Genomic DNA, 25,266 nt, shown 5'->3' with positions numbered 1-25,266 from the left:
CCCATTGCTATCTTATTGGATAATTAACCCCGATTGAAACCTTAAAGCCGACTTCCTTTCAAAACAAGACGTAATGTGTTATGCTTTAATGAAAGTGAGGTGTCATTTTGACAAATTATAAGGCAAGAAAAAGTAACCTCAAAGAATTACTATCCAAAAACGGTATGGACTTGGAAAGTTTGGAAAGGAAAACTAATATTCCTCAAACTCAACTCAACGACTACTTGTCAAAGAAAGTAATGAACTTAAATACTGCAATGACCATTTCCAAAGAATTGAATTGCCGGATTGAAGATTTATATATTTGGTCTTCAGAGGAGAAAGAAGCATAGAAGCATAAAAAACAGACTCAACATAGAGTCTGTTTTTTGTTTCAAAAAAATAGTACGCATTTTTGCGTACTATTTCTATTGGAATTAATGGTTTAAGTCACATTCCTTTAAAGGAATTATCTTAGTTTTCTTAGTGAATTTATATCCTAGCCATACAAGTAAGAATAATGGCAGGCCGATGTAGGAGACTAATACTCCATTCCAATCGATATGATCACCCATGAATGCTGAATAGTTTTGTCCTAAGACAACAAATCCACATACAAGAAAAGCAAAGATTGGACCAAATGGGAAAAGTTTTGATTTATATGGTAATAAGCTTAAATCTTTACCTTGGGCAATAAATGCCTTTCGGAAACGATAATGACATACTGCAATCCCTAGCCAAGCGATAAAGCCAGACATCCCGGAAGCATTTAATAACCAGACATATACTGTTCCGTCACCAAAGAATGAAGCAAGGAAAGCAAGTGTCCCCACTAAGGTTGTTGCAAATAACGCATTAACTGGGACGCCTCTTTTGTTTAATTTACCAAGAAATTTTGGGGCTTTACCTTGGCGGGCTAGATCCCAAAGCATCCGGGTGGATGCATACATTCCAGAATTTCCTGCCGATAAAACTGCAGTTAAGATTACTGCATTCATGATTGATGCAGCGAAAGCAATTCCTGCCTTTTGGAAAACCAAAGTAAAGGGGCTCACAGTAACATCGCCATTTGCTAAATTGTCGTTTGTATAAGGAATAAGAAGACCTATGACTAAAATCGCCAATATATAAAATAATAAAATACGCCAAAACACTTGTTTTACTGCACGTGGGATGGCTTTCTTTGGATCCTCTGTCTCACCAGCTGCCACACCCAAAAGTTCTGTTCCTTGAAAGGAAAAGCCTGCAGCCATAAAGATGCCTAGCATCGATAAAAACCCACCGTGGAATGGAGCATCACCAATCGTGAAGTTTTTGAAGCCAGGTGCTTCGTTACCCATGATACCGAAAATCATTAACGTCCCAGTTACAACAAAAATAATAACGGTTACCACTTTGATTAAGGAAAACCAATATTCTGCCTCTCCAAAACCTTTGACAGAAAGGTAGTTTAAGAGAAACATAATCACTAAAAAGATACCACTCCAAATAAATGACGGTGTATCTGGAAACCAAAATTTCATGATCATCGTTACAGCTGCTAATTCTGCAGCAATTGTAATTGCCCAGTTATACCAATAGTTCCAGCCAAGCGCAAAGCCAAGGGATGGGTCGACAAATTTAGTGGCGTACGTACTAAAGCTTCCTGCAACGGGCATATAGGCACCCATTTCAGCTAAACCTTGCATCAAAAAGAAAACCATCACACCAATAACAAGATAGGATAAAATGGCTCCGCCAGGTCCTGCACTATGGATGGCGCCGCCGCTGGCAAGAAAAAGTCCTGTTCCAATCGTTCCGCCAAGGGAAATCATGGTGAGATGACGAGATTTTAACCCTCTTTTTAATTCCGATGGGGCTTTTTGTATTGTTAAATCACTTGTATATTCAGACTCTTTTAATACTCTAGCTGTTTGCATAGTCTTGACTCCTCTTTTCTTCTTTTTTTCGAGAAGGAGTTTGGAATACAAAAAATGCCATCGAGGAATAATCGATGGCATTGTCAATACCCCGCATCATACCTTCCGAAAGATAGCTCAACACGATTAACTGGTAGAAATAATCGTGACAGTTCTGTTCCTATTTGAAGACAGACCCAGCATACTTTTTGAAGAGTTAAAAGTACACTTCGGCAGCTTTTCCTTTCAAGCAGAGTCATGGATGTCTCTCACATCTCGTCCTCTTTACTAATAAAAACCGCGACCTCTACCTCATCGGTTTGATGAGGATTTATCATATGAAATTAAATATACTAATATAGTATAGGAGTTTTTATAGAATTGTCAATATGCAATCTTCTAATTATCATTATACAGATAATTTATTTTATTAAAATAAATTTTTTATTTTACTTTAAGTGAGAGTATCGAGTATTATTTTTAAAAAGAATTAATGCCTGTTGGTATTAGGAGGATTTTTACCATGCAGATTGTTGGAATGATGTTGGGATCTCTAATTATTGTGGTTGCGTTTAACCTTTTCTTAATCCCACATGAAGTATTGAGCAGTGGATTAAGTGGAATTTCAATGATATTAGGGATGATCTCACCGGTGAATACTGGAGTGGCAAATTTTCTGCTAAATTTCCCTTTGTTAATTATTGGATATAAAATGTTAGGAAAAAGATTTATCGTGAATTCGATCTTTTCGGTTATTGTTATCTCGATAGGACTGTATGTAATTCCCGTATTTGCTATCGCAGATGATAGAATTCTTTCATCTATTTTTGGTGGTGCGTTAACGGGCTTAGGTGTCGGAATAGTTTTCCGTTGTTCCGGATCGACTGGGGGATTTGACATTATTGGCATGATCGTAGCCAGAAAAAGGGATTTTCCAATTGGTACTTTACTTTCAGGCATGAATGCGGTAGTTATTATGATCAGTGGATTTTTGTTTGATTGGGATTCTGCACTTTATACCTTAGTATCCATTTTTGTGACAGGTAAAGTAGTCGATGCAATCTATACGGATCATGCAAAATTAACTCTAATGATCATTACAGATAAAGGCGAAGAGATGAGGAATCATTTACTAAAAAATTTGTATCGAGGCTTAACTGTATTGGACGGTGTTGGCGGATACTCAAATAACCAGCGGAATGTATTGATAACAGTCATTTCCAGATACGAACTTAATGAAGTGAAAAACTTAATCACGGAAGTCGATTCACGTGCCTTTGTTAATATTACAGAAACGATTGAAGTAATGGGGCTGTTTCATCGGCCAAGTCCATAAATAAAGGGTTACATCTATTAAATGGATGTAACCCTTTTTGTTTCATCGGGAATTTCCTCGTTTTTTTATCCATTTCAATAACACATGGATAACCTCTTCAAGATCCTTCCCAGCTGGAGTTAATTCATATTCCACTTTTTTAGGTGATGTGGCAATTACCCTTTTAACAATCAATCCTTCATTCTCTAGATCACGCAAGCGCTCGGTTAACAAGCGATCAGAGATTCCAGGAATGGATGTAACAATTTCATGGTATCGCTTAGGTCCCTCCAGCAGTGAAAAAATAACAGAACCCATCCATCGTTTACCTATAAATTCAATCGCATTATGAAAATTTGTACATATATGCTTAATTTCCTCTGAGGAAGGAGACATACACTTTTGGTAGTTAGATTCACTCATTTAAAATCCCTCTTTTTTACTATTCTAACTATATCATATCATAGTTTATTTTCTTGACGAAAGGTACTTACTAATAGTAAGATGGTTTAGTACTTACTATTAGTAAGTTAAATTTATTAGGGGGAAAACTCTCATGCAAACTACCTTAACGAAAAGTTTATCTGAAGTGATTAAAGAACGTCACTCCGTTAGAAAATATGATTCAACTTATCAAATTTCCAAAGAAGAAATAAAGGATATGTTAAAAGAAGCTATTCAAGCCCCGTCCTCAAGTAATCTACAGCCTTGGCGTTTTATTGTGATCCAAGACCAGGAGCTAAAAAAGGAGCTTAGAGCAGTAGCTAATAATCAAGAACAAGTTGAAACAGCATCAGCGGTTATTGCTGTCTTAGGTGACAAGGAAATGTATAAAAGTGTGGAAAAAGTATACCGAAGTGCATTTGAAGCAGGATTTATGGATGAGGCCAATATGAATCGATTAATTGAGGGGACCAATAAAACTTATCCATTTGCTTCAGAAGAAGTCTTAAAAAATATTGCTTCATTTGACGCTGGCTTAGTGTCGATGCAATTGATGTTGATTGCTAAAGATCGAGGATATGACACCGTTCCGATGGGTGGATTTGATAAAGAAAAATTTGTGGAAATGTTTAATGTTGAAGATCGATTATTTCCAATTGTGTTGATTTCAGTGGGGAAGGCGGCAGCACCTGCATTTAATTCCACTCGTTTGCCGTTGGAAGATGTTTTAATAGAATATAAATAAAAAAGGAGGCGCATGAAAAATTCTCATGCGCCTGCTTTTTTCTATATGATAATAATTATAAATTTTGAAATTAGATTACTGTCTAGCTCCAGCGCCCTAGCGGCTAGTGTCCTTCGCTTTCCGCCCTACGATAAGTCAACATCGAATCGCCTCCAGCTCTTCGTGTTTCCTTTATCTCAGTTGGAGCGCTCCAGGCCATACGCCACTGACCAGGGCGCTTGCGCTTTTCCTAGTTGTTAATATACTTTTCGAATACATAGCCGAAATCTTTGACTATATATTGCTTTTTACTGTCTTCTAACCATTGAAAAGCTGCTTGATTAAGCATTTTGAATTGTACAACCAAATTACTGTCTGCACTTGTAACACGACCTAAAGTAGTGGAGGCAACATCTAAGCTTTGTTTAGCAAACTGAAGGGAAATTTCATTTTCATGTGATATTTCTGAAATTTTAATTAGGGCTTTATATAAATCCTTAATTTCCTCAATATGTTTTTTATGTACATCAATGGAGAAAGGCACTGAACCAATTTTAAATTTAATTTCGACGTCAAGGTCAACCGTTCCAGCTGTTTCAAGATAAACGTCTGAGATTCGGTTGGTAGCATAACTATAACGATGGAGCATCCTCTTTTTGCTGGTTGCACTTGTTCCATCTAAATGGATAAGAGCATTATTGGTAAAGCAGTATTCATCTGATTTGGATTTGATAAGAAAATAAATTTTTTCATTGTCTTCATGCATGACATAATCGTCTGCGTCTACCTTGTCATAATTCTCTGGTTTAATAACAGCACCCACATCACTTAAACCTAAAATATCGGCAGCTACTTTTCCAAACATGGATCTCAACCTCACTTTTTTTATTAATCTATCCTTTTTACGAATGGGGGATAAGAAAGTTTCATCTGTATCCAAAAAACTTTATGCGGTAAAATATGTTTGTATACATATGAACTCAATAAAAATTACAACTTGATAGTTCCTCTATTATAATGGAAAATACACTATATACATATTAATAACGTAATAGAAGGAGTAGAGATTATTGCGGCCGATTATTTTAGGTATCTTAGCGGCTTTCTTTTTTGCATTTACATTTATCCTCAACAGATCGATGGACCAGGCAGGGGGCAGCTGGATTTGGAGTGCATCTTTAAGGTATTTCTTTATGGTCCCTTTTTTACTTATTATTGTCATTGGAAGAAAAAATCTTAAACCCTTGCTTTGGGATATGAAAAAAAATCCAGGTAGTTGGCTATTATGGAGTTCGGTTGGTTTTGGATTATTTTATGGCCCTATTTGTTTTTCTGCAGCATATGCCCCAGGGTGGCTCATTGCAGCTACTTGGCAAGTAACCATTATCTCAGGGTCTTTGCTGGCTCCATTTTTTTACGAAAGGGTTATGACTGAAAAAGGTCCAATCCAGCAAAAGGGAAAAATTCCATTTAAGGGTTTGGGGATGTCAGTAATAATCCTACTAGGAATTATCTTGATGCAAATGGAACAGGCCAATCAAATATCAATTGGTGTGATTTCCCTGGGTGTTCTTCCTGTGCTGATTGCTTCATTTGCTTACCCATTAGGAAACCGAAAAATGATGGATATATGTGGCGGACGGCTGGATGTCTTCCAACGTGTATTAGGGATGACCTTAGCTAGTCTTCCATTATGGATTGTATTATCGATATATGGACTTTTTACGATTGGCACACCAAGCAAAGGGCAAATAGTCCAATCCGGACTTGTTGCAGTAACCTCAGGGGTCATTGCCACCATATTATTTTTTAAAGCAACCGATCTTGTTAGAGGAAATATGCAGAAACTTGCGGCCGTTGAGGCGACACAATCTGTGGAGGTATTATTCGCTGTTATTGGAGAATTATTACTACTAAACAGCACCTTCCCGACGCTGCTATCTTGGTGGGGTATGGGATTGGTCATGGTTGGTATGATCCTGCATAGCTTTTTTTCGCATAAAAGTAACCAGAAAATTATTCAGAATGAACGATCGCTAAAAATGAATAGTTAGAAATGATTAATCCTTATCAAATAAGCTTGATAAGGATTTTATATTGCTGCTTTTAGTGAAATTAACCGTTTAAATAAGGACTTAAGACATCAATGGTTTCTTGAATCTTCTTTGCATTACGCTTATACATTGCTTTTGATTTTTCACAATCGGTCTCAAGCGAAAAAATCTCTAAATCAGCCTGAATTTTTTTTAAGGTAGCAAGTAGTAGTGGACGTTGTGCGGGAGCTGGAACTTGAATTTTATCATCATATAGATCTACCGTGAGTTCTCCGTATGAATCCACTTGTCCTAGGAATACATTATCAAGTGTTACATCTAGTTTTTCTAACTCTGTATATAACCAGCCTCTGCCTTGTCCTGCACATCTTAACGATTCATCAACAATATTTCCATCCATGATAACCGTTTGTGGTTCTTTCTCATTCGGCATTTTCATTTGTAAATCTTTGGGCGTAAGTGGTTGGTTTTCTCTTTTTAATAACGCACTTAAATTTCCTCGTGGTTCCAACACTGCAAATTCTACATCAGCAAATTTAAAAATATTCTTCTGTCTAAGAAGAGCCGATAATTCATCGATGGTATATTTTTCTTTTTTCAAGTTTTCTTCTAAAATTTTTCCGTCCTTAATAACGACAGTACTTTTTCCCTCAGCAAAATCACTAAACTTTTTACTTTTTATAGCTAAAAAATTCACTAGAAAAGTTACGAATCCAAAAACGACAAGTGCCAGTGCACCATGGAACATATTGCCTTCCAAACCCGTTACGACTTCTCCGGCAATACTTCCAATGGTAATACCTGCAACATATTCAAAGAATGACAGTTCAGATATTTGTTTCTTACCTAGTACTTTGGTGGTAATAAATAAGAGTACCAAGAAGACTAACGAACGGACTATTATAAAAACCCAATCTGGCATCATTTCTCACCTCAAGATTTATGACCCTTTGTATTGGGGTTCATGTCGTTCAAGTTCTAATACACGGTACTGGAGATCCTTCTTTACTTCTCCAACCGTTAACATGGCTTGATTAAATGTAGCTTGTGCTTCACTGTCTAAAGAATTTAGCGCGAAGGAAGCCAGTTGTGCTTCGATTCCTTTCATAGTAGCTAGACATTGCTTAACATTTGAAGCGATGGTCACAAGTAAACTTCCTTTCATAAGGGATTTAAAATATCAAAAAGGGGTTGGCAAAAAATGCCAACCTAAAACTGCATTTTATTGATTATATTGAGGCTCTTCATTGAGAATTTCTTGAAGGCGCGGTTCAAGGCTATCAAGAACAGATTGAGTCTGTTGTGCCGCTTGTTGATAAAGTTGCTTTGCATTTTGGTTATCAGTGGCTAGTGCAAATGTTTCAAAACTTGCCTGAGCACTTTTTAGTCCTGCCAATGCTTGTTTTACTTGTGTTCCAACTGTCATAAGTAATCCTTCTTTCGTTATATAATTGAAATACAAAAATAGTATGCGGATATTTTCGGTGGTTATGTATAAAAAGAATCGGATAAAAATCCCATTTAGCAAGATATCATAATAAGGAAAATTCTGAATATTAACGAAACATTTTTTTTAGTTTTCGTCAAATGTATACGGGGGGATATTTTTGCTATGGATAAAGAAAAAAGAGTCGACTGAGGAAAATCATGTAAAACTGGTTGCGTATACGATTATTTTGTACATTTGCAGCATTTTTGTGCCATTAATTGTGGTGCCAACATACCAAAGTATGGTTTATTATTCTCGGTCGCAATGGTTTTTTTCGACGCCATTTTCTGCTTATATCACTTTTATGGGTGGCATTATTTATATCGCAGTCATTTTAACTCTCTACCTTATTTTTAGACAGAGATGGGAAGGTAATTGGTTTAAAGTGGTTTTGGGGGCAATGATTCTAGCTAGTATCCCAGCATTTATCTTAAGCTTAACCAACTATTATTATTTGGATAACGAGGGTATTCATTATAATACATTGAAAAGCCTAAAAGAAAAGGAATATAGATGGGATCGTATTTCAAAAGTCCATATTCTATACAGAAACCACCAAGGTACAACCAGTTTTTATCAATATCGATTTGAGATGCCAGATGGCAGTGAAATAACGATTCCTAGTAATGATAAATTGGTTGAACATAAATGGCGAGTGGAAAATAAAATAAAAGAAAACAAAATTCCTACTACCGATAATTTTAAAAATCCTATAGTGGATTAATAAAAAAGTCTTCCTTCAAAACCTCTGAAGGAAGACTTTTTTCATGTAAGTACATGCTCTAAAATAAGTGGCTGCAATGCTTTTGTTTGATCAAAAAAGATAAAACTGTCGTACCGCTGACCCATGTTTGAGGGAACATAATTACCGAAATGTTCATATTCTGGCCTATAAACCACACCTATTGCACGATGACCAATGGTAGTTGAAAACTCATCACGGTTCTGATCGGAGAAAAGTAAATATTTATTAGTCGGACTGGTCTTATGCATTAGTGATTCCCAACTTCCAAATTGAGCAGGAGGTACCTGCATGATTTGAACGTCTTTACCCCATTCAGTAGCTGCAACCACAGTACCAGTATAGGTCCCGAATCCGACGATAAATACATTTTCCGTACCATTTTGTTCCCTAATAATCTGGCCGACATTTACCATTCCTTCTTCTTTCATGTCGGTTGCTCTGGCATCACCGACATGGGTATTATGCTCCCAAATGATTGCTTTGGCATGATCTCCATAAAAGTTCATCACGGAGTTGAGGGCTTGTACCATGTGGTGATCACGGACATTCCATGATTTCGAGTCACTTTTGACCATTGTTCTGTAATATTCTTCAGCATTTGCGGTGACAAGGGCGTTTACCTCTATATTCAGGCTGCTTTCCTGATTGTCTTCAAATTTCCATTTGTTTTTCTGGATGGAGGCGAGAAGTTCGAGTGCTTCTCTCGTACAGTCTTCAGAGAGATATCCTGCTGAAACAGCATATGTTTCATGATTGCGGTTGAAGGGTTCAAAACACGAAAAAGCTTTTTTCGCGGCTTGAAGGCTCCGAGAATTTGTTTTTTCTAAATAGCGAATAATTTCATCCATACTTTCCCACAGACTATAGACATCCAAACCATAAAAACCGACTTTTTGAGAAAGATTTTGTTGATTATATTCCTTTAGCCACTCAATAAGTCCAATCATTTCTTGGTTAGCCCACATCCAAGTAGGCCAGCGATTAAAGCTTTCGAGTACCCTCCGTACGTCGTTCGTCGATTGGTTAAAGCCCTTAATGTATTGATTGATACTTTGGCAAGAGGGCCAATCACCTTCAACTGCAATAAAGGAGAAACCTTTTTCTTTAATTAATCTTTTGGATAGCTCTGCTCGGAGTGAATAAAACTCAGAGGTTCCGTGAGAAGATTCCCCAAGGAGCACATATTTTGCATCGCCAATTGCATCGATTAATGGATCGAGATCATCAGTTGTTTTAAAAGGTTTCGCGTATTTATTAATAGCTTTAAGCATAAGATGTTAAGCATCCTTTCCATTATACTTAAAGATAATTTACCCCTCTCTGTAAGCACTTAAATATCCAATGATTCACATAATTGACACATATAGTCCGTAAATTCAAAAAATTCCGTGTTATAATTTAATTGTAAAAGATAGAATAAACATTAACATCTTAGGAGGCTCAACCATACGTGTTCGTTCCGTTTTGTGAACGAGTAGTAAGGTCAATCCTTAATAATCATTTGGCAAGTGGAGCGATTGTTTTCCCTCTATAGAAAGGCGAAATCGAAAAACAAAATCCTTTCATAATTGGTATCTATGTTATCCTTAGAAAACCATATCAAAGGAAAATGTTTAAGATTTTATCAATGTGAAATTTTATTGAAGCTAACTAAAAAGGATAATTGCCATGAAGCTGAAAAACCCAAATGGTGAAGTAATGAGTCTCTATCGGTAATTCCGAAAAATTTTGTTTCTTTTAGGAATTTGAATTCCATTAATTCCATTAATTCCATGTGAATTAATTCCTTCAACGGAACAAACACACATTAGCTCATTGTTCAATGAACCCCTCCATTTTTAGTTTGAAAAAGGCTAGGGGGATTGATAATTGAAACACAATAGGCTAATTTCATGGTTGGGTCTCCTAAGATGTAAATAAAACTAAGGAGTTACTTCATACACTGAGGTAGCTCCTTTTTATTTTTTTGTAGGGGGTTAAAGCTTAGTATTGATTTAGGCACCCTGTTGATTGGAGCGGAAATCAACAGGCAAATTTAACAGAGCCTTTTTGTAAGAAAAAAAGCATTTGATTATAATTAGCAAGATGAATCCGATATAATATAATTAGGAAATTATTTTTGAAAGGGGCCAGATAATGTCGGGAACGCAAGAATTGACTTTAATCGAACAGCAGGCAGCAATTATGGCGAAAATTCAGCATCGTAGATTAACGAAGAGAAAGATTTTTCAAAGAATTCTATTAATAACACTAGGGGCCACCTTAATGGCTGTAGGACTAGAAATATTTCTTGTTCCTAATAATGTTATTGATGGTGGTATCACTGGAATTTCTATTATGCTTTCGTATGTAACAGGTTGGAAATTAGGGATGTTCCTCTTTATTCTTAATATACCTTTTTTCTTTATAGGTTATAAACAAATAGGGAAAACCTTCGCCTTATCCACACTTTATGGAATCATCATACTTTCGATTGGAACCACTTTACTGCATCCTGTGCCAGCCTTTACACAAGATATTCTCCTTGCAACAGTATTTGGGGGAATTGTTCTGGGTATTGGAGTCGGTTTAGTCATCCGATATGGTGGCTCATTGGATGGTACTGAGATTTTAGCTATTCTTTTTAATAAAAAGCTTCCTTTTTCTGTTGGGGAAATCATTATGTTTTTTAACCTCTTTATTCTAGCGTGTGCAGGTTTTGTATTCACTTGGGACCGTGCGATGTATTCGCTTATTGCCTATTTTGTAGCTTACAAAACGATTGATATTACCATTACAGGGCTTGATGAATCCAAATCGGTGTGGATCATAAGTGATAACGCAAAGCAAATCGGTGACGCAATTATGAATCGTCTCGGTCGTGGTGTCACTTATATCAATGGTGAGGGTGCATATTCAGGTGATGATAAAAAGGTAATCTTTTGCGTGATCAATCGTCTTGAGGAAGCAAAATTAAAGGAAATTGTGACTGAAAATGATGACAGTGCCTTTTTAGCAGTAGCAGATATTGCGGAGGTCCGTGGTGGAAGATTTAAGAAAAAAGATATCCATTAGTTACTAAAAACTAGTAATTTCTTTAGAATAATCTAATGGAAATAAAGAATAAAGTAAATATTTTGTCGTTATGAGACCTTGTTTGTGACAATGCATGTAGCATCTTTTTGAATTATGTCGGTTAATGCAGAATTAACGGGATGTTTAGATGACATTTTGTCGTACCTTGCGCTTACCTAGGAAATAAATTTACAAAATATGAATTATTTCCAGAAAAGATGGCAGAATATCCTGCCATCTTTTAGTTTAGAAAGCGCTTTCTTTGTTTGTTTTAGAATAAAAGCTCGAAAACCTCGTTCAATTCATTCGCTCTTTTCTCATCCTGCTCCTCTTTAGCATAATTAATTTCTTTCGGGAGAATTTTATTTAGAAAATTGATTTCTTTTTGGTTTAAATCTCGAACAAAGGACCCTTCAGAGCTATATTGGCCTTCCGATAATTTACGGTATATAGGACCGCCTTCAGAATGATCATCGGTATAATTTGACAAGATTTCTCGTAAGTAACCCAAAGTCTTATCCATTGTTTCACCAATCCTTTCATTTAATATTTTTGGGGCCAAACCTTATTAATATTCATCAGAAAAAAGTATAAAAAATATGTGTTAAAGGTTATTGTTTATTTTGGCACTCTGTTGATTGGAGTGGAAGGCACGAAGACTCCTGCGGGAGTACGGGGCAGGGGAGACCCCGCAGGAGCAAAGCGACGAGGAGGCTCCCCGGCACGCCCGCGGAAAGCAAAGTGCCTGGAACGGAAATCAACAGTCAAGTTTAACACAGCAAAAAAATAAAAAAGCCACTTCACCTATTGAGGAGAGAGGCTCTATTGTATTACTGTTTGGTGCAAGTTATTATTCGGTAACTTAAAATATCTTGATACTTTAAGACGATATTCCCATGTTCATTTAATATTTGAAATAACTCAGGTTCAAAATTGTTTGAGAAATGAAATTCAGTGGAATGATTACTATGACTTATATTCGTTTTCTCTGTTTTTATAACAATATCTTGGAACCCTGCCTGATTAAATAAATTTCGCCAATCTTCTTCTAGCAATAAAGAATCCAAGGCATAAAAATTCATTATTTCGGTTTCTTCGTTAGGAGTAAGTTTGGAGTTAATGGTCATCTCATTGGCTATTAGACGTCCGCCTTTTTTTAAGACTCGAAAAAATTCACTAATGGCAACGGGTTTGTTAACAAAGGCTAAAACAGATTCAGACAAAATAAAATCAAAAGTATCATCGTTAAATGGCAGTTTTTCAATTGACGCTTGAACCAACTTGATTGGTAAATTCAATGACTGAAATCGCCTTTTTGCTTTTTCAATCATGATAGGATTAATCTCCACACCAACTACCTTTGCAAAATAATGCTGATATAAAAATGCAGCTGTTTGGCCAGTGCCGCACCCAGCATCTAAAATACGTGATTTATTTGAAATATCTTCATTCGACAATATATATTTTGTTAATGGAATTCCACCAGGATGTGCTCCACCCACACCAAATTTGGCTAAGAAGTCAAAATAAGTTAAACCTCCCATAAATTAAGACACCACCTCATTTATCTTGTAGCAGTTTATGTAAAATATAGGTAAGAGGTTCTTTCGAATTACGGCTTGATTAGGGCAGGTGTAATTAAATATTATGTAAACTGTAAAGAATCTAACATACCAGTAAATAACTAAATAAGTTCTTATTTCTTGCTATATGCTCTGTCTAAAAAGAGCAAATTAAAGAAATGGAAGGGAAGAATCCTTTCCATTTCAATTTGAAGGAGTGCTTTGGATGAAAAAAATAAAAGCTCAACCGTTTCTCAAAATGTTTGCAAAAAAACGTAAAAGTAGAGGAGCCATGTGGGCGTCTCTATTAGGCATTGGCTTAAGTGCTGCTGTTTTTGGAGTGACAAAGGGAAAACGTAGGGACCTTGCACTTCCTATTCAAAATATGGTGAAAAATTTTACACCTAAAGCAAATCTTAGTCTAATGGATAATGCTGCATTAACCGAGTTTTCAGAGGAGCTATTAATGAGTGCACTAAATAATAAAAAGCAATAAGAAAAAAGTCCGCAGATTGGCTGCGGACTTTTTAATATGGTGGAGTTGGGACTTTTTTCGGTATGTAATTAATATTTTCAGAAGAGTAAACACTTATAATTAACAAATGGCCTAATGTCCTTGCTCTAATTAATACTGGTTGATTATAGGTATTCTTAAACTCAAAATCGGGTCCATACCAACTAACAGTCGCGTCTCGGCCTGGTGGAATATAAGGAACCTTTCTTGAATGAGAAAACCGCTCCACAATCTTGATGCCTGCATTGTCAACTGCATTATAAAGGGTTGAGGATACTTGGCAAATTCCGCCGCCGATGTCTTCTGTGAATTCCCCTCTAACGATGACTTTGGCACGTAAATACCCCTTCGCAGCTGTCCGTTTTCCGACTACTCTGTTAAAAGAGAATGTTTCACCCGGAAAAACCACCTGATTGTTAATTGCTTTTGTTGCCAGTTCTATATTGTTAGATCTTTTTTTATTTCGTGGATTAAAAGACGTAACATAACGTCCAATCCTCATACTGCGAATATCACTCAGTAATTCACTATCCACTTTTGGATAAACTGTAAGGAAAGGTAATTCCATGACCTTCGTTTGTCCAGTACTAAAAATATAGGCATAGAATTGCTCTGTAAATGTTTGACGATGGATTTGGGACCCTGCCTTTTCTGGAATAATACCACCATTCTGATCCAAGTGGGCATTTTCCGGTGCGATTGAAAATTGTTTATCTAAGTTATCCAAAAATTCATAGTACTTTTTAGAATTTAATAAGGGCAGGCCCGTTTGGGAAATGGTAAAATCATCACGATTAATGGTGGTAACTGTATGGCCATCCTTTGTAATAGTAAAACGATCTGGCGCTTCAGTAACCGGTTGGGTTAAAAGGAAATATCCCATTAACAAAGATAAAATCATACTCAGCAACCCCCTCACTATAATATTGGTAGAAGTAGGCTAATTCATGTAACCATAAAACAGATTCATACATTTTTGAAAAATATATAAGTAATTTCCAGTTTTTTTCTTTACAATAATCAAAGAATATAATATTCTCGTTATTGAGAATGATAATAAAATTAGGAGCTAATATTATTATGATAAATGAATCAGCTGTGGACGTTATATTGCATCCCGTTCGTATGAGAATCATCCAGTATTTAATTAATCAACAACTTACAGCGCAGCAATTAAAAGAATTCCTTCCCGATATCCCACAAGCTTCATTGTATCGCAACCTAAAAAAATTAGTTGAAACTGGAGTCATTCATATTGTTGATGAAATTCCAATCAGAGGAACTGTCGAAAAAGTCTATTCCATCCATGAACCAAACAAGGTAACCTTTAGTCCCGAAAACTTAAATAAGCTTTCAAGAGATGAACATATGAGCCTATTTATTAAATTTATGGCAAATTTAATGGGCGAATATGATCGATACTTAGATCAGGACAGCATCGATCTAGTTTCGGATGGCGTCACGTTCCGACAGGCATCCATCCACTTAAATGATGAGGAGTATGTGGAATTTATAAAAGAACTTTCAGCTGTTTATTTAAAAGTAATAAATAACGAACCAAAAGAGGGGAGGAGAAGAAGGACAGTAGCTACCATCGTGATTCCAGAGAAAAGGAAAAATTAGGTAAATTAAGAAATGGTCATCATTTTGATGACTATTTTTTTGATTCTACTGAAAAATTTGTTGAAATATAGTATATTAATAGATGATAACAGCAGGATAGAAAAGTGCTAGCAGATTGCTATTAAATACATAGGAGTGAATAACATGTCTGAAAACCAAAGAATTCAATTAAATGTAAGAATTACAAAAGAAACCTCGAAGTTGCTAGATGAAATTGTCGAATATTACCAACAAGGATTGAAGCTCGGCCGAATTTATAAAGGAGATGTACTAACAGATATCATTGAAAAGTCTTATGAAGTAATGAACAAGCAAAAGAGATCATTTACAAAAAGGTTTTAACTTTAAGGCCAGGAATTGTTAATTATCAGCATGATGGAAACGAATGAACCTTTCTGGCCAGCCCTCCTCATTTTATAATCCCATACTTTTTAATTCCCAATCAACAACTAATTAATTAAAAGAATATTTAGAATTTAATTTGAATATTTAATATTTACAGGTATAATTAGATGAAGAACATACCAACTGGTTAGTATGAAAAGGAGTGGAAAAAGTGGATTTTTCATATTCTCAAAGAGTGAAAGAGTTGCAGGGAAAATTAACTGCCTTTATGGAAGCAAATGTTTATCCTAATGAGCGTATTTACGAGCAACAATTAAACGAACAAGAAAGCCGTTGGAGTGCCGTTCCACCCATCATGGAGGAACTAAAAGAAAGGGCAAAAGCAGAAGGTCTCTGGAATTTATTTTTACCAGAAAGTGAATACGGGGCAGGGTTAACTAATCAAGAATATGCCCCATTATGTGAAATTATGGGACGGTCGTTAATAGGACCAGAAATATTTAATTGTAGTGCCCCTGATACCGGTAATATGGAAGTTATCGTCCGTTATGGGACAGAAAGACATAAAGAACAATGGTTAAAGCCTTTATTAGCAGGTGAAATTCGTTCGTGCTTTTCGATGACCGAACCAGCTGTGGCTTCTGCCGATGCGACCAATATTGAAGCCAGAATTGAAAGAGATGGGGATGAGTACATCATTAATGGTCGTAAGTGGTGGTCCTCAGGGGCGGGCGATCCTCGTTGTAAGATAGCGATTGTCATGGGCAAAACAGATCCCTCGGCGAACCGTCATGAACAGCAATCAATGATTCTTGTTCCACTAGACTCCCCAGGTGTAAAAATCGACCGAATGCTCCCGGTTTTTGGATATGATCATGCACCGCATGGACATGGAGAAATTACGTATGAAAATGTACGCGTACCAGCTGAAAACATTCTATGGGGTGAAGGAAAAGGATTCGCAATCGCCCAAGGCAGGTTAGGCCCCGGAAGAATACATCATTGTATGAGATTGATAGGTGCTGCAGAACGAGCTTTAGAGGAATTATGTAAGCGTGTTCAAAGTCGGACGGCATTTGGAAAAACTTTAGCAAGCCAAGGAGTCATCCAAGAATGGATTGCTGATTCCAGAATTGAAATTGAGCAAGCAAGACTGCTCACCTTAAAGGCTGCCTATATGATGGATACCGTTGGAAATAAGGAAGCAAAGACAGAGATAGCGATGATTAAGGTCGTTGCTCCTTCAATGGCATTACGAGTTATTGATCGGGCCATTCAAGCTTTTGGGGCCGCTGGTGTATCTAACGATTTTACTCTCGCGGCACAATGGGCTAATGCAAGAACATTACGATTAGCTGACGGACCTGATGAAGTACATCGTGCACAGTTAGCTAGACTTGAATTGAGGAAGTATCAATAGAATCAAGACATAGATGAAGGGCTGGAGGAAATATGAAATTGGAAGGAAAAACAGCGATTATAACCGGGGGTGGGGGTGGTATAGGCCGTTCGACAGCTATCCGATTTGCGAAAGAAGGAGCAAGGGTTGCTGTAGCAGATATTGACGCAGCTATTGGTGAAGAAACCGTTAGTTTAATTAAAAGAGGTGGCGGCGAAGCGATTTTTTTAAAAACAGACGTAACCGATTCAGAGCAATTAAAAGCTTTAATCGACACCACGATAAGCTCGTTTGGGGCTTTACATATTTTGTTCAACAATGCTGGAGTGGGAAATTCCGAAGTACGAAGTATTGATTTGGCTGAAGAAGAATGGGATCGAGTCATTGATATAAATTTGAAGGGTGTTTTTCTTGGCATAAAATTTGCCATACCAGAATTAATTAAAGCAGGAGGTGGAGCCATTATTAACACTTCCAGTTTACTAGGATTAAAAGGGCAGAAATATATGTCTGCCTATAATGCCTCTAAAGCAGGGGTTGTCACACTGACACAAAATGCGGCACTTGAATACGGGAAATACAACATAAGGGTCAATGCGATTGCACCGGGAGTGATTGACACCCCGATTATTGATCAGTGGAAACAAAATGAGCGGAAATGGCCAATTATCTCGCGAGCAAATGCGCTTGGGAGAATTGGAACACCGGACGAGGTCGCCAATGCAGTATTATTTTTAGCATCCGATGAGGCTTCATTTATTACCGGTACAACTCTATCTGTCGATGGCGGCGGCTTAATTTTTTAGAGATATCTAGTTTTATCAAACATTTTGGGGAGGAAAATTGATGAGTGAAATGAAAGCCTGGTTGGCTCATTATCCGGAAAACATTAATACAAATGTTACCATTCCAAATATACCATTAAGTCAAATCCTTCAAGAAACGACTGATAAATATCCTAACAATGCTGCACTCTCGTTCTATGGAAAAAAATTTAGTTATCAACAATTAAACGCACTGGTCCAAACCTTTACCTCTGCCTTGCAGCGTAATCAAGTTCAAAGAGGTGACCGTGTGGCAATCATGCTTCCTAACTGTCCTCAATACGTTGTTTCCTATTACGGAATTCTAACAGCAGGAGCGATTGTGACTCAGGTGAACCCGATGTCAGTGGAACGGGAACTAGAATATATTCTGAATGACTCTGGTGCGGAAACCATTGTTGTACTCGATACCTTATATCCAAGGGTGAAAAGTGTTCAAGCAATGACCAAGCTAAGGAATATTATTGTCGTCAGCCTGCAGCCCTCAGGAAATGAATTTGCACCGGATCGAAGTTTTGAAGGTTTTTTATCTGAAAGCAGCGGAAATGTCCTACCCATCGAGATAGACCCTGAGCACGATGTAGCCGTCCTGCAATATACAGGTGGCACCACCGGAAGATCAAAAGGAGCGATGCTGACGCATCGAAATGTATTAGCAAACGTCATTCAGAGTTATGAATTCTTTAAAGAAGAAATGGAAATTGGGAAAGAACGTTATTTAACGGTCATTCCACTCTTCCATGTTTTCGGGATGAGTTCTTGTATGAACCTATCAATTTATACAGCTTCTGAGTCTATTATGCTGCCTCGGTTTGAATTGGAGGAAGTATTAAACACGATTAAAAACGAACAACCAACTGTTTTTCCGGGTGTTCCAACGATGTATGTTGCCATCACCAGTCATCCTCGTGCGGAAGAATACGGGATTAATAGTATTAAAACATGCAACAGTGGAAGTGCGCCGATGCCGCTAGAGCTGCTCCACAGTTTTGAAAAGAAAACTGGGTCAATGATATTAGAAGGTTATGGGTTATCAGAAGCCTCCCCAACCACTCATTGCAACCCGCCGTTTTCAGAACGGAAACCGGGAAGTGTAGGGATTGGCGTCCCTTCGACTGAATACAAAATTGTAGACATCGCAACAGGGACGATAGAAGTACCTGTTGGTGAATTAGGGGAGGTCATCATTAAAGGACCTCAGATAATGAAAGGATATTGGAACATGCCGGAAGAAACGTCCAATACTCTCCGTGACGGCTGGTTATTTACAGGCGATATTGCCAAGGTGGATGAAGATGGTTATTTATATATCGTTGACCGGAAAAAAGATTTAATTATTGCAAGTGGCTTCAATGTTTATCCGCGTGATATTGAAGAGGTGCTGTACCATCATCCAGCTGTACAAGAGGCGGTTTGTATTGGAGTTCCAGATCCTTATAGAGGGGAAGGTATAAAAGCAGTAATAGTCCTTAAAGCAGCCAATACAGTTACTGAAGATGAAATCATCCAATATTGCAAGAAAAACCTGGCAGCCTATAAAGTTCCTGGACTCGTGGAATTCCGCGAGCAGCTCCCGAAAACCAATGTTGGAAAGATTCTCCGCCGCGCTTTAAGGGATGAAATGAAAATTAATTAAGGTCTTTTCTTTAGTTGAGAATAATTACGGAAAACAATTTAGATGGTCGAAATCCTCGTTAGTGCTTAAAGGGGCATTATTGAATATGATATAATTCTCATTAGACATATTAGAGAATGCGAGGACATAATGTGAAGGAAAAAATTACAGCACAAAGCATCAGTCTATTTGAAAAAAAGGGTTTTACTGAAACGTCCATTCAAGACATCGTTGATTCACTTGGTGTAACAAAGGGTACATTCTACTATTACTTTTCGAGTAAGGAAGAATTGCTAATGGATATCCATCTTGGTTATATCGATGGTTTACTTTATAACCAGGAACATATATTAAATGACACTTCAAAATCATTCAAGGAAAAATTATCCGCGAATGTTTATATGCTAATTACGAACATAACAACTCAAGGGGCAGCTGCTAAAATTTTCTTTCGGGAAATGAATAATTTAAGTCCCGAGCATCTTAAATTAATTGAACAAAAAAGAGATCAATTCCGACTTAACATCGAAGGACTAATTCGTTCAGGAATGGAAAAAGGGGAGCTCAGGCCAGATTTAAATGCCCCGATTATCACCATGGGGATTCTTGGTATTACCAATTGGAGTTACCAATGGTTTAATCCAGATGGAAAATGCACTGACGAGGAAGTTGCGGAGATTTTTGTCGAAATGATCTTAAAGGGAATTCAAGACAATTGACGAAAAAAGGTATAGGGGGGTTTTTGGATTATTAATCCCCCCTTTTTTAAGTAAATACTAACCGGTTAGTATGGTTTCGAATTTTTTAATTTGAGAGGAGGAATACGGTGCCCCATCAAATGAGTAAAGATACCATCCCTGTCCGTCAAGGGGAGGAATTAAACCTGTCTGTTCTTGATATGTTTTTACAAGAAACCATTGAAAATTTGCCTGGTGGACCACTTGAAATATTACAATTTTCCGCCGGTCATTCCAATCTGACGTATCAAATTAAAAAAGGGAAGTGGGAAGCGGTATTAAGACGTCCGCCTCTAGGTCCTGTTGCACCAAAAGCGCACGATATGGAGAGGGAATATAAAATTCTATCTGATTTGCACCCGATTTTTCCCGTTGCTCCAAAGCCCTTTTTGTTTTCTAATAATGAAAAAATTGTTGGAAGCCCCTTTTTCTTAATGGAAAGAAAAAATGGAATCGTAATCGATACATCCTTTCCTGAGGGAATTTCTGTATCGGATGATATCTGTCGGAGGTTATCGGAAGTAATGGTTGAACAGCTAGTAGAATTACATGCAATTGACTACAAACAGACGGGCCTGGCTGCTATAGCTAAGCCGGAAGGGTTTATGGAAAGGCAGGTCTATGGCTGGATTGGGCGCTATGAACGGGCAAAAACGGATGAAATCGATTGTATTGAACCTTTGAAGAATTGGCTGGTGGATCATACACCCAAAATCCATGAGTCAACTATTATTCATTACGATTATAAATTCAACAATGCCATGTTTAATCAAAATTTAACGGAAATGGTTGGTTTGTTTGATTGGGAAATGACCACCGTCGGAGATCCCCTTGCAGACCTTGGTGTAGCGATGGGATATTGGAATCAAAGCGATGATTCGGAACTGTTGATTAATGGGTTAGGGAAGGCACCGGTTACGGCTGTCCATGAAGGGTTTTTGACAAGAAAAGAATTCATCGAACTTTATGCCAAAAAGAGCGGCAGGGATGTTACTAATCTCAATTTTTACTTAACGTTTGCTTATTTTAAACTGGCAGTTATCGGTCAACAAATCTATTACCGCTATAAGAAAGGTCAAACAACTGACATTCGTTTTGCCAATTTTAATTATTTCGTGAAAAATTTAATTCAGCATGCAGCAAATGTTGCAGATGAGAGGTTTTAAAAGGGAGCTGGGTGTGAATGACGAAGATTCACCTTCTCATGAAGAAAGAGGAAATCTGCGCAGAGAAAATGGCGGATGGAAATAAAATAGCGGTGGTCTTAGATATACTATTAGCCACTACGACAATTGTTTCGGCTTTAAAAGATGGTGCAAAGGAAGTGATTCCAGTCTTGCACTGCAATGAAGCCGTCGAACAGGCAAAATTGTACCAACTGGGTGAATATATTCTGGCTGGAGAATTGGACGCCAAACCAATTGAGGGATTTGTTTATCCTAGTCCCACGTTAATCCGGGAATCGATCAACGGTAAAACATTAATTTTATCAACGACGAACGGTACAGTTGCATTAAGAAAATCATCTGCAGCGAATAAGGTTTACGTTGCCTCCATGCTTAATAATCCAGCGATTGCCGGTGCTATTCAAAAAGTAACGTCGGAACAGACTATTCTGATCATATGCTCTGGTAATTCAGGAGAAACCAGTTTAGAAGACTTTTATGGGGCAGGACACTTAATAGATTGTTTAGTAAAAAATAGTGAATATGAATTGACAGATGCGGCTAAAACGGCACTATATTTCTACCGGGGCCAAACAGATGCATATGAAATTTTACTAGATTCCTATGTTGGCAAACTGCTTGCTAAATATGATCAGCAGCAAGAGATTAGGATTGCAGCTTCCAAGGGCATAACAGCGATTGTCCCTATTTTACAAGATGGAAAAGTCGTGGTCGAAACAATTTCTGTATAAATCGATTATGAAAGTAAAGTTGAAAGGAAGATGAATATGAGCCAAGGACATTTGTTGGTTGAAAAATTAGGTCCGGTCTTGTCTTTGACATTAAACCGTCCAGAAAGTCTTAATGCGTTTAGCCCTGAGATGATTATTGGATTAAAGGATGCGCTAACTAACGCCCAAACAGATGAAGATATTCAAGTAATTGTGTTATCAGGAGCCGGCCGGTCCTTTAGTGCGGGTGGTGACGTGAAAACCATGGGGCAAGCAGATTCTGGCCAAGTTTACGACCATATTGGAAAACTGAATGAACTCATTTTGTTAATGAAAGACATAGAAAAGCCGATTATTGCCGCTGTCCATGGATTTGCTGCCGGGGCAGGGTTTAATTTAGTCTTAGCCTGTGACTTAATCGTTGCTGCGGAAGATAGCAAGTTTGCCCTCAGCTTTTCCCAAGTAGGTTTAATCTCAGATGGCGGTGGCTCTTATTTACTTCCAAGATTAATTGGCCCGCATTTAGCAAAACAATTCTTCTTTACGGCAGAGCCGATCCCTGCAGAACGACTCTATCAACTAGGAGTCATAAATTATTTAGTTCCATTAGAAAACCTTCAGGAAGATACAACAAAGTTTGCGTTAAAATTGGCTCATGGACCTGGAAAAGCTTACGGAAAACAAAAAAAATTGATTGACCAATCATTTACCTCTTCACTTGAGGATATCCTTGAACAGGAGCGCTTGATCCAGACATTAATGGTACAAACAGCTGATCACAAAGAAGGTATTACGGCTTTTAAGGAAAAGAGAAAGCCAGTATTTAAAGGAAAATAGGAGTTGACAATCATGAAAGCAATCCAATTAACAGAATTTGGTGGGCCCGAAGTATTACATGTAGTCGATATTGAAAAGCCAGTCCCAACTGGTCATGAAGTTTTAATTGAAATCAAAGCAATTGGTGTCAACTATGCTGATACGGCAAGGAGAGAGGGGCAGTATGTTGTTAAAACACCGCTGCCTTTCATTCCAGGAGCGGAAATTGCCGGAGTTGTTGCTGCCGTAGGTGAGCAAGTGACGAAAGTGAAACCAGGGACAAGAATTGTGACCTTAATTGAATCAGGAGGCTATGCCGAATATGCATTAGCCGATGAGCGGGCACTGATTCCACTGCCAGAACAGTTAGATTTCCATACGGCTGTTGCTCTGCCGCTTCAAGGCTTGAGTGCTTACCATATTTTAAAAACAATGGGCAGGTTGGAAAAAGGTGAAAGCGTGCTGGTGCATGCGGCGGCAGGCGGAGTAGGAACCATTGCTGTCCAACTCGCCAAGTTGTTTGGGGCAGGTAAGGTCATTGCTACAGCAAGTTCAGATGAGAAGTTAGCGTTGGCAGGGGAAATGGGTGCAGATGTCCTAATCAATTATACAGAGTCGGATTGGGAACAACAGGTTCTGGAAGCAACAGGCGGGAGAGGGGTAAATGTCGCCCTTGAAATGGTGGGCGGGGATGTTTTTAATAAAACAGTGAAATGCCTTGCCACTTTTGGACGTCTTGTTGTGTTTGGTGCTGCAAGCGGTGAACAAAGCAAATTCTATCCGTCATCACTGATGGCTAGAAATCAATCAGTGATCGGCTTTTTCTTGCCGCAGATTATGAGAAAGCCAGAATTGTTGCAGCCAAGTTTAGTGGAGTTACTTACATACCTCGGTGCGGGACAATTAAAGCTCACCATTGGCGGGGTATTCCCTTTAGAGGAGGCTGCAAAGATTCATACCCTTCTGCAATCCCGGAAAACACAAGGGAAGTTAATTCTTGAACCATAAATAGCTGATAATCCACTCGTGAAATTGCACCTGGGCAACTCATTTTCAAATTTTAGTTAACACTTTGAAAGGGTGAACAAATGATGAAAACAGTTGAAACAGTAACAGGTCCAATTCCCGTTGAACAATTAGGGAAAACACTTATTCATGAACACTTTATTTTTGGTTATCCCGGATACCAAGGAGATGTTACTCTTGGTCCGTTCAATGAAGAAGAAGCACTTGAAGCAGCCATTGGTGTAGCCCGCCTCTTGCAAAGTTATGGTGTAGAAACGGTGGTTGACCCGACACCAAACGAGTGCGGCAGGAATCCATTGTTTTTAAAGAAAATTTCCGAAGCCACAGGGTTGCAGATTATTTGTGCCACTGGATTTTACTATGAAGGTGAAGGAGCACCTCCATACTTCAAGATGAGACAGGGCTTAGGATCTGCCGAAGAGGAAATCTATGAAATGTTTAAAACAGAGATTACCGAAGGGATTGCTGGAACGGGAATTAAACCGGGAATTATTAAACTAGCTTCCAGTAAGGATGAGATTTCTGAATACGAGAAAATGTTCTTCCGTGCTGCGGCTAGAGTACAGAAGGAAACAGGGATTGTTATTCTGACACATACCCAGGAGGGAACGATGGGACCTGAGCAGGTAAAGCTGCTAATTGAGCAAGGTGCCGACCCTAGCAAAATTATCATTGGCCATATGTGCGGCAACACCAATCCAGACTATCATAAAGAAGTCTTGGAACAAGGCGTAAGAATTGGTTTTGACCGTTTTGGGATTCAGGTTTTGGTCGGTGCTCCTTTTGACCAAGAAAGAGTAGCGACCTTGATGACCTTAATTGAAGAGGGGTATGAAAATCAAATTTTACTAGCCCATGATTCGGTCAATATTTGGCTGGGCAGGCCCCCAGTCATGAACGAGCAAGTCACACAAATCATGGAAAACTGGCATCCGGCCCATATTTTTGAAAATATCTTACCTACGTTGCGTGAAAATGGTATCACCGAAAAGCAAATCGACAAAATGCTTGGTATAAACGCAATTTCATTATTCGCGGGCGAGCCCGTTAAAGTTAACTAAACCAATGAAGAGGACTTGAAGTTGATTCAAGCCTCTTTTTTGTGGAAAAATATTAATAAATTATGAACAAACTATTAATTAGTCAGGAAGAATTGTATTTATTGTTGATATGCTTAAAATTTGAGATAAACTTAATAAAAAGAAC

General features: G+C 37.9%; 29 protein-coding genes and 1 riboswitch. Of the genes, 19 read left to right on the top strand and 10 right to left on the bottom strand.

The annotated features are described in order from the left end of the window. The first annotated feature begins 107 nt into the window (after positions 1-107). The gene (locus FS608_RS00230; RefSeq protein ID WP_144547016.1) at positions 108-332 is read left to right on the top strand and encodes a helix-turn-helix domain-containing protein; all 225 of its coding nucleotides are present in this window, start codon (positions 108-110) and stop codon (positions 330-332) included. Positions 333-416: 84 nt separating this feature from the next. On the opposite strand, the gene FS608_RS00225 is transcribed toward FS608_RS00230, so the two are convergent. Then, positions 417-1,898: an amino acid permease gene (locus tag FS608_RS00225; RefSeq protein ID WP_144547013.1), complete on the bottom strand. Its 1,482-nt coding sequence runs from the start codon at positions 1,896-1,898 to the stop codon at positions 417-419. Positions 1,899-2,003: 105 nt separating this feature from the next. Next, a riboswitch (Lysine riboswitch) is annotated at positions 2,004-2,195 on the bottom strand. Positions 2,196-2,400: 205 nt separating this feature from the next. Between FS608_RS00225 and FS608_RS00220 the strand changes: the two genes are divergently transcribed. Next, complete coding sequence (locus FS608_RS00220) at positions 2,401-3,213, top strand: YitT family protein (protein WP_144547010.1); 813 nt, start codon at positions 2,401-2,403, stop codon at positions 3,211-3,213. Positions 3,214-3,255: 42 nt separating this feature from the next. On the opposite strand, the gene FS608_RS00215 is transcribed toward FS608_RS00220, so the two are convergent. Then, entirely contained in the window at positions 3,256-3,615 is a 360-nt protein-coding gene (locus FS608_RS00215) for a winged helix-turn-helix transcriptional regulator (protein WP_144547007.1), read from the bottom strand. 133 nt (positions 3,616-3,748) lie between these two features. Between FS608_RS00215 and FS608_RS00210 the strand changes: the two genes are divergently transcribed. Further along, positions 3,749-4,381 carry a nitroreductase family protein gene (locus tag FS608_RS00210; protein ID WP_144547004.1) on the top strand — a complete coding sequence of 211 codons (633 nt, stop codon included), beginning with the start codon at positions 3,749-3,751 and terminating at the stop codon, positions 4,379-4,381. A 229-nt stretch (positions 4,382-4,610) separates the two neighbouring features. Here FS608_RS00210 and FS608_RS00205 read toward each other — a convergent pair whose 3' ends face one another. After that, positions 4,611-5,225 carry a PH domain-containing protein gene (locus FS608_RS00205; protein ID WP_144547936.1) on the bottom strand — a complete coding sequence of 205 codons (615 nt, stop codon included), beginning with the start codon at positions 5,223-5,225 and terminating at the stop codon, positions 4,611-4,613. Between the two features lie 205 nt (positions 5,226-5,430). Here FS608_RS00205 and FS608_RS00200 point away from each other — a divergent pair, with 205 nt between their 5' ends. After that, positions 5,431-6,414, top strand: coding sequence for a DMT family transporter (locus FS608_RS00200; protein ID WP_144547002.1), 984 nt, complete (start codon positions 5,431-5,433; stop codon positions 6,412-6,414). A gap of 61 nt (positions 6,415-6,475) precedes the next feature. Here the strand turns inward: FS608_RS00200 and FS608_RS00195 are convergent, their stop codons facing one another. From FS608_RS00195 to FS608_RS00185, 3 genes are all read right to left on the bottom strand, one after another. After that, positions 6,476-7,336: a DUF421 domain-containing protein gene (locus tag FS608_RS00195; protein ID WP_144546999.1), complete on the bottom strand. Its 861-nt coding sequence runs from the start codon at positions 7,334-7,336 to the stop codon at positions 6,476-6,478. An 18-nt stretch (positions 7,337-7,354) separates the two neighbouring features. Then, the gene (locus tag FS608_RS00190; RefSeq protein ID WP_144547935.1) at positions 7,355-7,561 is read right to left on the bottom strand and encodes a DUF1657 domain-containing protein; all 207 of its coding nucleotides are present in this window, start codon (positions 7,559-7,561) and stop codon (positions 7,355-7,357) included. A gap of 75 nt (positions 7,562-7,636) precedes the next feature. Further along, positions 7,637-7,840 carry a DUF1657 domain-containing protein gene (locus FS608_RS00185; RefSeq protein WP_026563681.1) on the bottom strand — a complete coding sequence of 68 codons (204 nt, stop codon included), beginning with the start codon at positions 7,838-7,840 and terminating at the stop codon, positions 7,637-7,639. A gap of 181 nt (positions 7,841-8,021) precedes the next feature. Here FS608_RS00185 and FS608_RS00180 point away from each other — a divergent pair, with 181 nt between their 5' ends. After that, positions 8,022-8,627 (top strand): hypothetical protein, encoded by a 606-nt coding sequence (locus FS608_RS00180; protein WP_144546996.1) that lies wholly within the window; start codon positions 8,022-8,024, stop codon positions 8,625-8,627. A gap of 41 nt (positions 8,628-8,668) precedes the next feature. Here the strand turns inward: FS608_RS00180 and FS608_RS00175 are convergent, their stop codons facing one another. Next, positions 8,669-9,919 carry an erythromycin esterase family protein gene (locus FS608_RS00175; RefSeq protein ID WP_144546992.1) on the bottom strand — a complete coding sequence of 417 codons (1,251 nt, stop codon included), beginning with the start codon at positions 9,917-9,919 and terminating at the stop codon, positions 8,669-8,671. 913 nt (positions 9,920-10,832) lie between these two features. Between FS608_RS00175 and FS608_RS00170 the strand changes: the two genes are divergently transcribed. Continuing rightward, complete coding sequence (locus FS608_RS00170; RefSeq protein ID WP_144547934.1) at positions 10,833-11,702, top strand: YitT family protein; 870 nt, start codon at positions 10,833-10,835, stop codon at positions 11,700-11,702. 271 nt (positions 11,703-11,973) lie between these two features. Here FS608_RS00170 and FS608_RS00165 read toward each other — a convergent pair whose 3' ends face one another. Then, complete coding sequence (locus FS608_RS00165; RefSeq protein WP_144546989.1) at positions 11,974-12,225, bottom strand: sigma-G-dependent sporulation-specific acid-soluble spore protein CsgA; 252 nt, start codon at positions 12,223-12,225, stop codon at positions 11,974-11,976. A 111-nt stretch (positions 12,226-12,336) separates the two neighbouring features. Between FS608_RS00165 and FS608_RS00160 the strand changes: the two genes are divergently transcribed. Further along, positions 12,337-12,492 carry a hypothetical protein gene (locus tag FS608_RS00160; protein ID WP_222127292.1) on the top strand — a complete coding sequence of 52 codons (156 nt, stop codon included), beginning with the start codon at positions 12,337-12,339 and terminating at the stop codon, positions 12,490-12,492. Positions 12,493-12,532: 40 nt separating this feature from the next. Here FS608_RS00160 and FS608_RS00155 read toward each other — a convergent pair whose 3' ends face one another. After that, positions 12,533-13,246 (bottom strand): class I SAM-dependent methyltransferase, encoded by a 714-nt coding sequence (locus FS608_RS00155; protein ID WP_144546983.1) that lies wholly within the window; start codon positions 13,244-13,246, stop codon positions 12,533-12,535. 244 nt (positions 13,247-13,490) lie between these two features. Here FS608_RS00155 and FS608_RS00150 point away from each other — a divergent pair, with 244 nt between their 5' ends. Continuing rightward, a complete protein-coding gene (locus tag FS608_RS00150) occupies positions 13,491-13,760 on the top strand; it encodes a hypothetical protein (protein ID WP_144546980.1) in 270 nt (89 codons plus the stop codon). Positions 13,761-13,791: 31 nt separating this feature from the next. Here the strand turns inward: FS608_RS00150 and FS608_RS00145 are convergent, their stop codons facing one another. Next, complete coding sequence (locus FS608_RS00145; protein ID WP_144546977.1) at positions 13,792-14,679, bottom strand: VanW family protein; 888 nt, start codon at positions 14,677-14,679, stop codon at positions 13,792-13,794. A gap of 179 nt (positions 14,680-14,858) precedes the next feature. Here FS608_RS00145 and FS608_RS00140 point away from each other — a divergent pair, with 179 nt between their 5' ends. From FS608_RS00140 to FS608_RS00090, 11 genes are all read left to right on the top strand, one after another. Then, a complete protein-coding gene (locus FS608_RS00140; protein WP_186328550.1) occupies positions 14,859-15,401 on the top strand; it encodes a helix-turn-helix domain-containing protein in 543 nt (180 codons plus the stop codon). A 144-nt stretch (positions 15,402-15,545) separates the two neighbouring features. Next, complete coding sequence (locus FS608_RS00135; RefSeq protein ID WP_144546971.1) at positions 15,546-15,743, top strand: hypothetical protein; 198 nt, start codon at positions 15,546-15,548, stop codon at positions 15,741-15,743. A 214-nt stretch (positions 15,744-15,957) separates the two neighbouring features. Next, on the top strand, positions 15,958-17,166 hold the full coding sequence (locus FS608_RS00130) for an acyl-CoA dehydrogenase family protein (RefSeq protein WP_144546968.1): 1,209 nt from the start codon (positions 15,958-15,960) through the stop codon (positions 17,164-17,166). 32 nt (positions 17,167-17,198) lie between these two features. Then, positions 17,199-17,951, top strand: a complete 753-nt coding sequence (locus FS608_RS00125) for an SDR family NAD(P)-dependent oxidoreductase (protein WP_144546965.1) — start codon at positions 17,199-17,201, stop codon at positions 17,949-17,951. A 40-nt stretch (positions 17,952-17,991) separates the two neighbouring features. Beyond that, a complete protein-coding gene (locus FS608_RS00120) occupies positions 17,992-19,605 on the top strand; it encodes a long-chain-fatty-acid--CoA ligase (protein WP_144546962.1) in 1,614 nt (537 codons plus the stop codon). Between the two features lie 131 nt (positions 19,606-19,736). Continuing rightward, the gene (locus tag FS608_RS00115) at positions 19,737-20,303 is read left to right on the top strand and encodes a TetR/AcrR family transcriptional regulator (RefSeq protein ID WP_144546959.1); all 567 of its coding nucleotides are present in this window, start codon (positions 19,737-19,739) and stop codon (positions 20,301-20,303) included. Between the two features lie 119 nt (positions 20,304-20,422). Further along, complete coding sequence (locus FS608_RS00110) at positions 20,423-21,487, top strand: phosphotransferase family protein (protein ID WP_144547933.1); 1,065 nt, start codon at positions 20,423-20,425, stop codon at positions 21,485-21,487. 17 nt (positions 21,488-21,504) lie between these two features. Continuing rightward, positions 21,505-22,239 (top strand): 2-phosphosulfolactate phosphatase, encoded by a 735-nt coding sequence (locus tag FS608_RS00105; RefSeq protein WP_144546956.1) that lies wholly within the window; start codon positions 21,505-21,507, stop codon positions 22,237-22,239. 36 nt (positions 22,240-22,275) lie between these two features. After that, positions 22,276-23,055: an enoyl-CoA hydratase/isomerase family protein gene (locus tag FS608_RS00100; RefSeq protein WP_144546953.1), complete on the top strand. Its 780-nt coding sequence runs from the start codon at positions 22,276-22,278 to the stop codon at positions 23,053-23,055. 12 nt (positions 23,056-23,067) lie between these two features. After that, positions 23,068-24,042: a quinone oxidoreductase family protein gene (locus FS608_RS00095; protein WP_144546950.1), complete on the top strand. Its 975-nt coding sequence runs from the start codon at positions 23,068-23,070 to the stop codon at positions 24,040-24,042. Positions 24,043-24,122: 80 nt separating this feature from the next. Further along, on the top strand, positions 24,123-25,121 hold the full coding sequence (locus tag FS608_RS00090; protein ID WP_144546947.1) for a phosphotriesterase family protein: 999 nt from the start codon (positions 24,123-24,125) through the stop codon (positions 25,119-25,121). The last annotated feature ends 145 nt before the right edge of the window (positions 25,122-25,266 follow it).

The organism is Bacillus sp. X1(2014) (assembly GCF_007678255.1).
The sequence above is the reverse complement of the archived record's forward strand: the minus strand, read 5'-3'. Positions and strand labels throughout refer to the sequence as shown.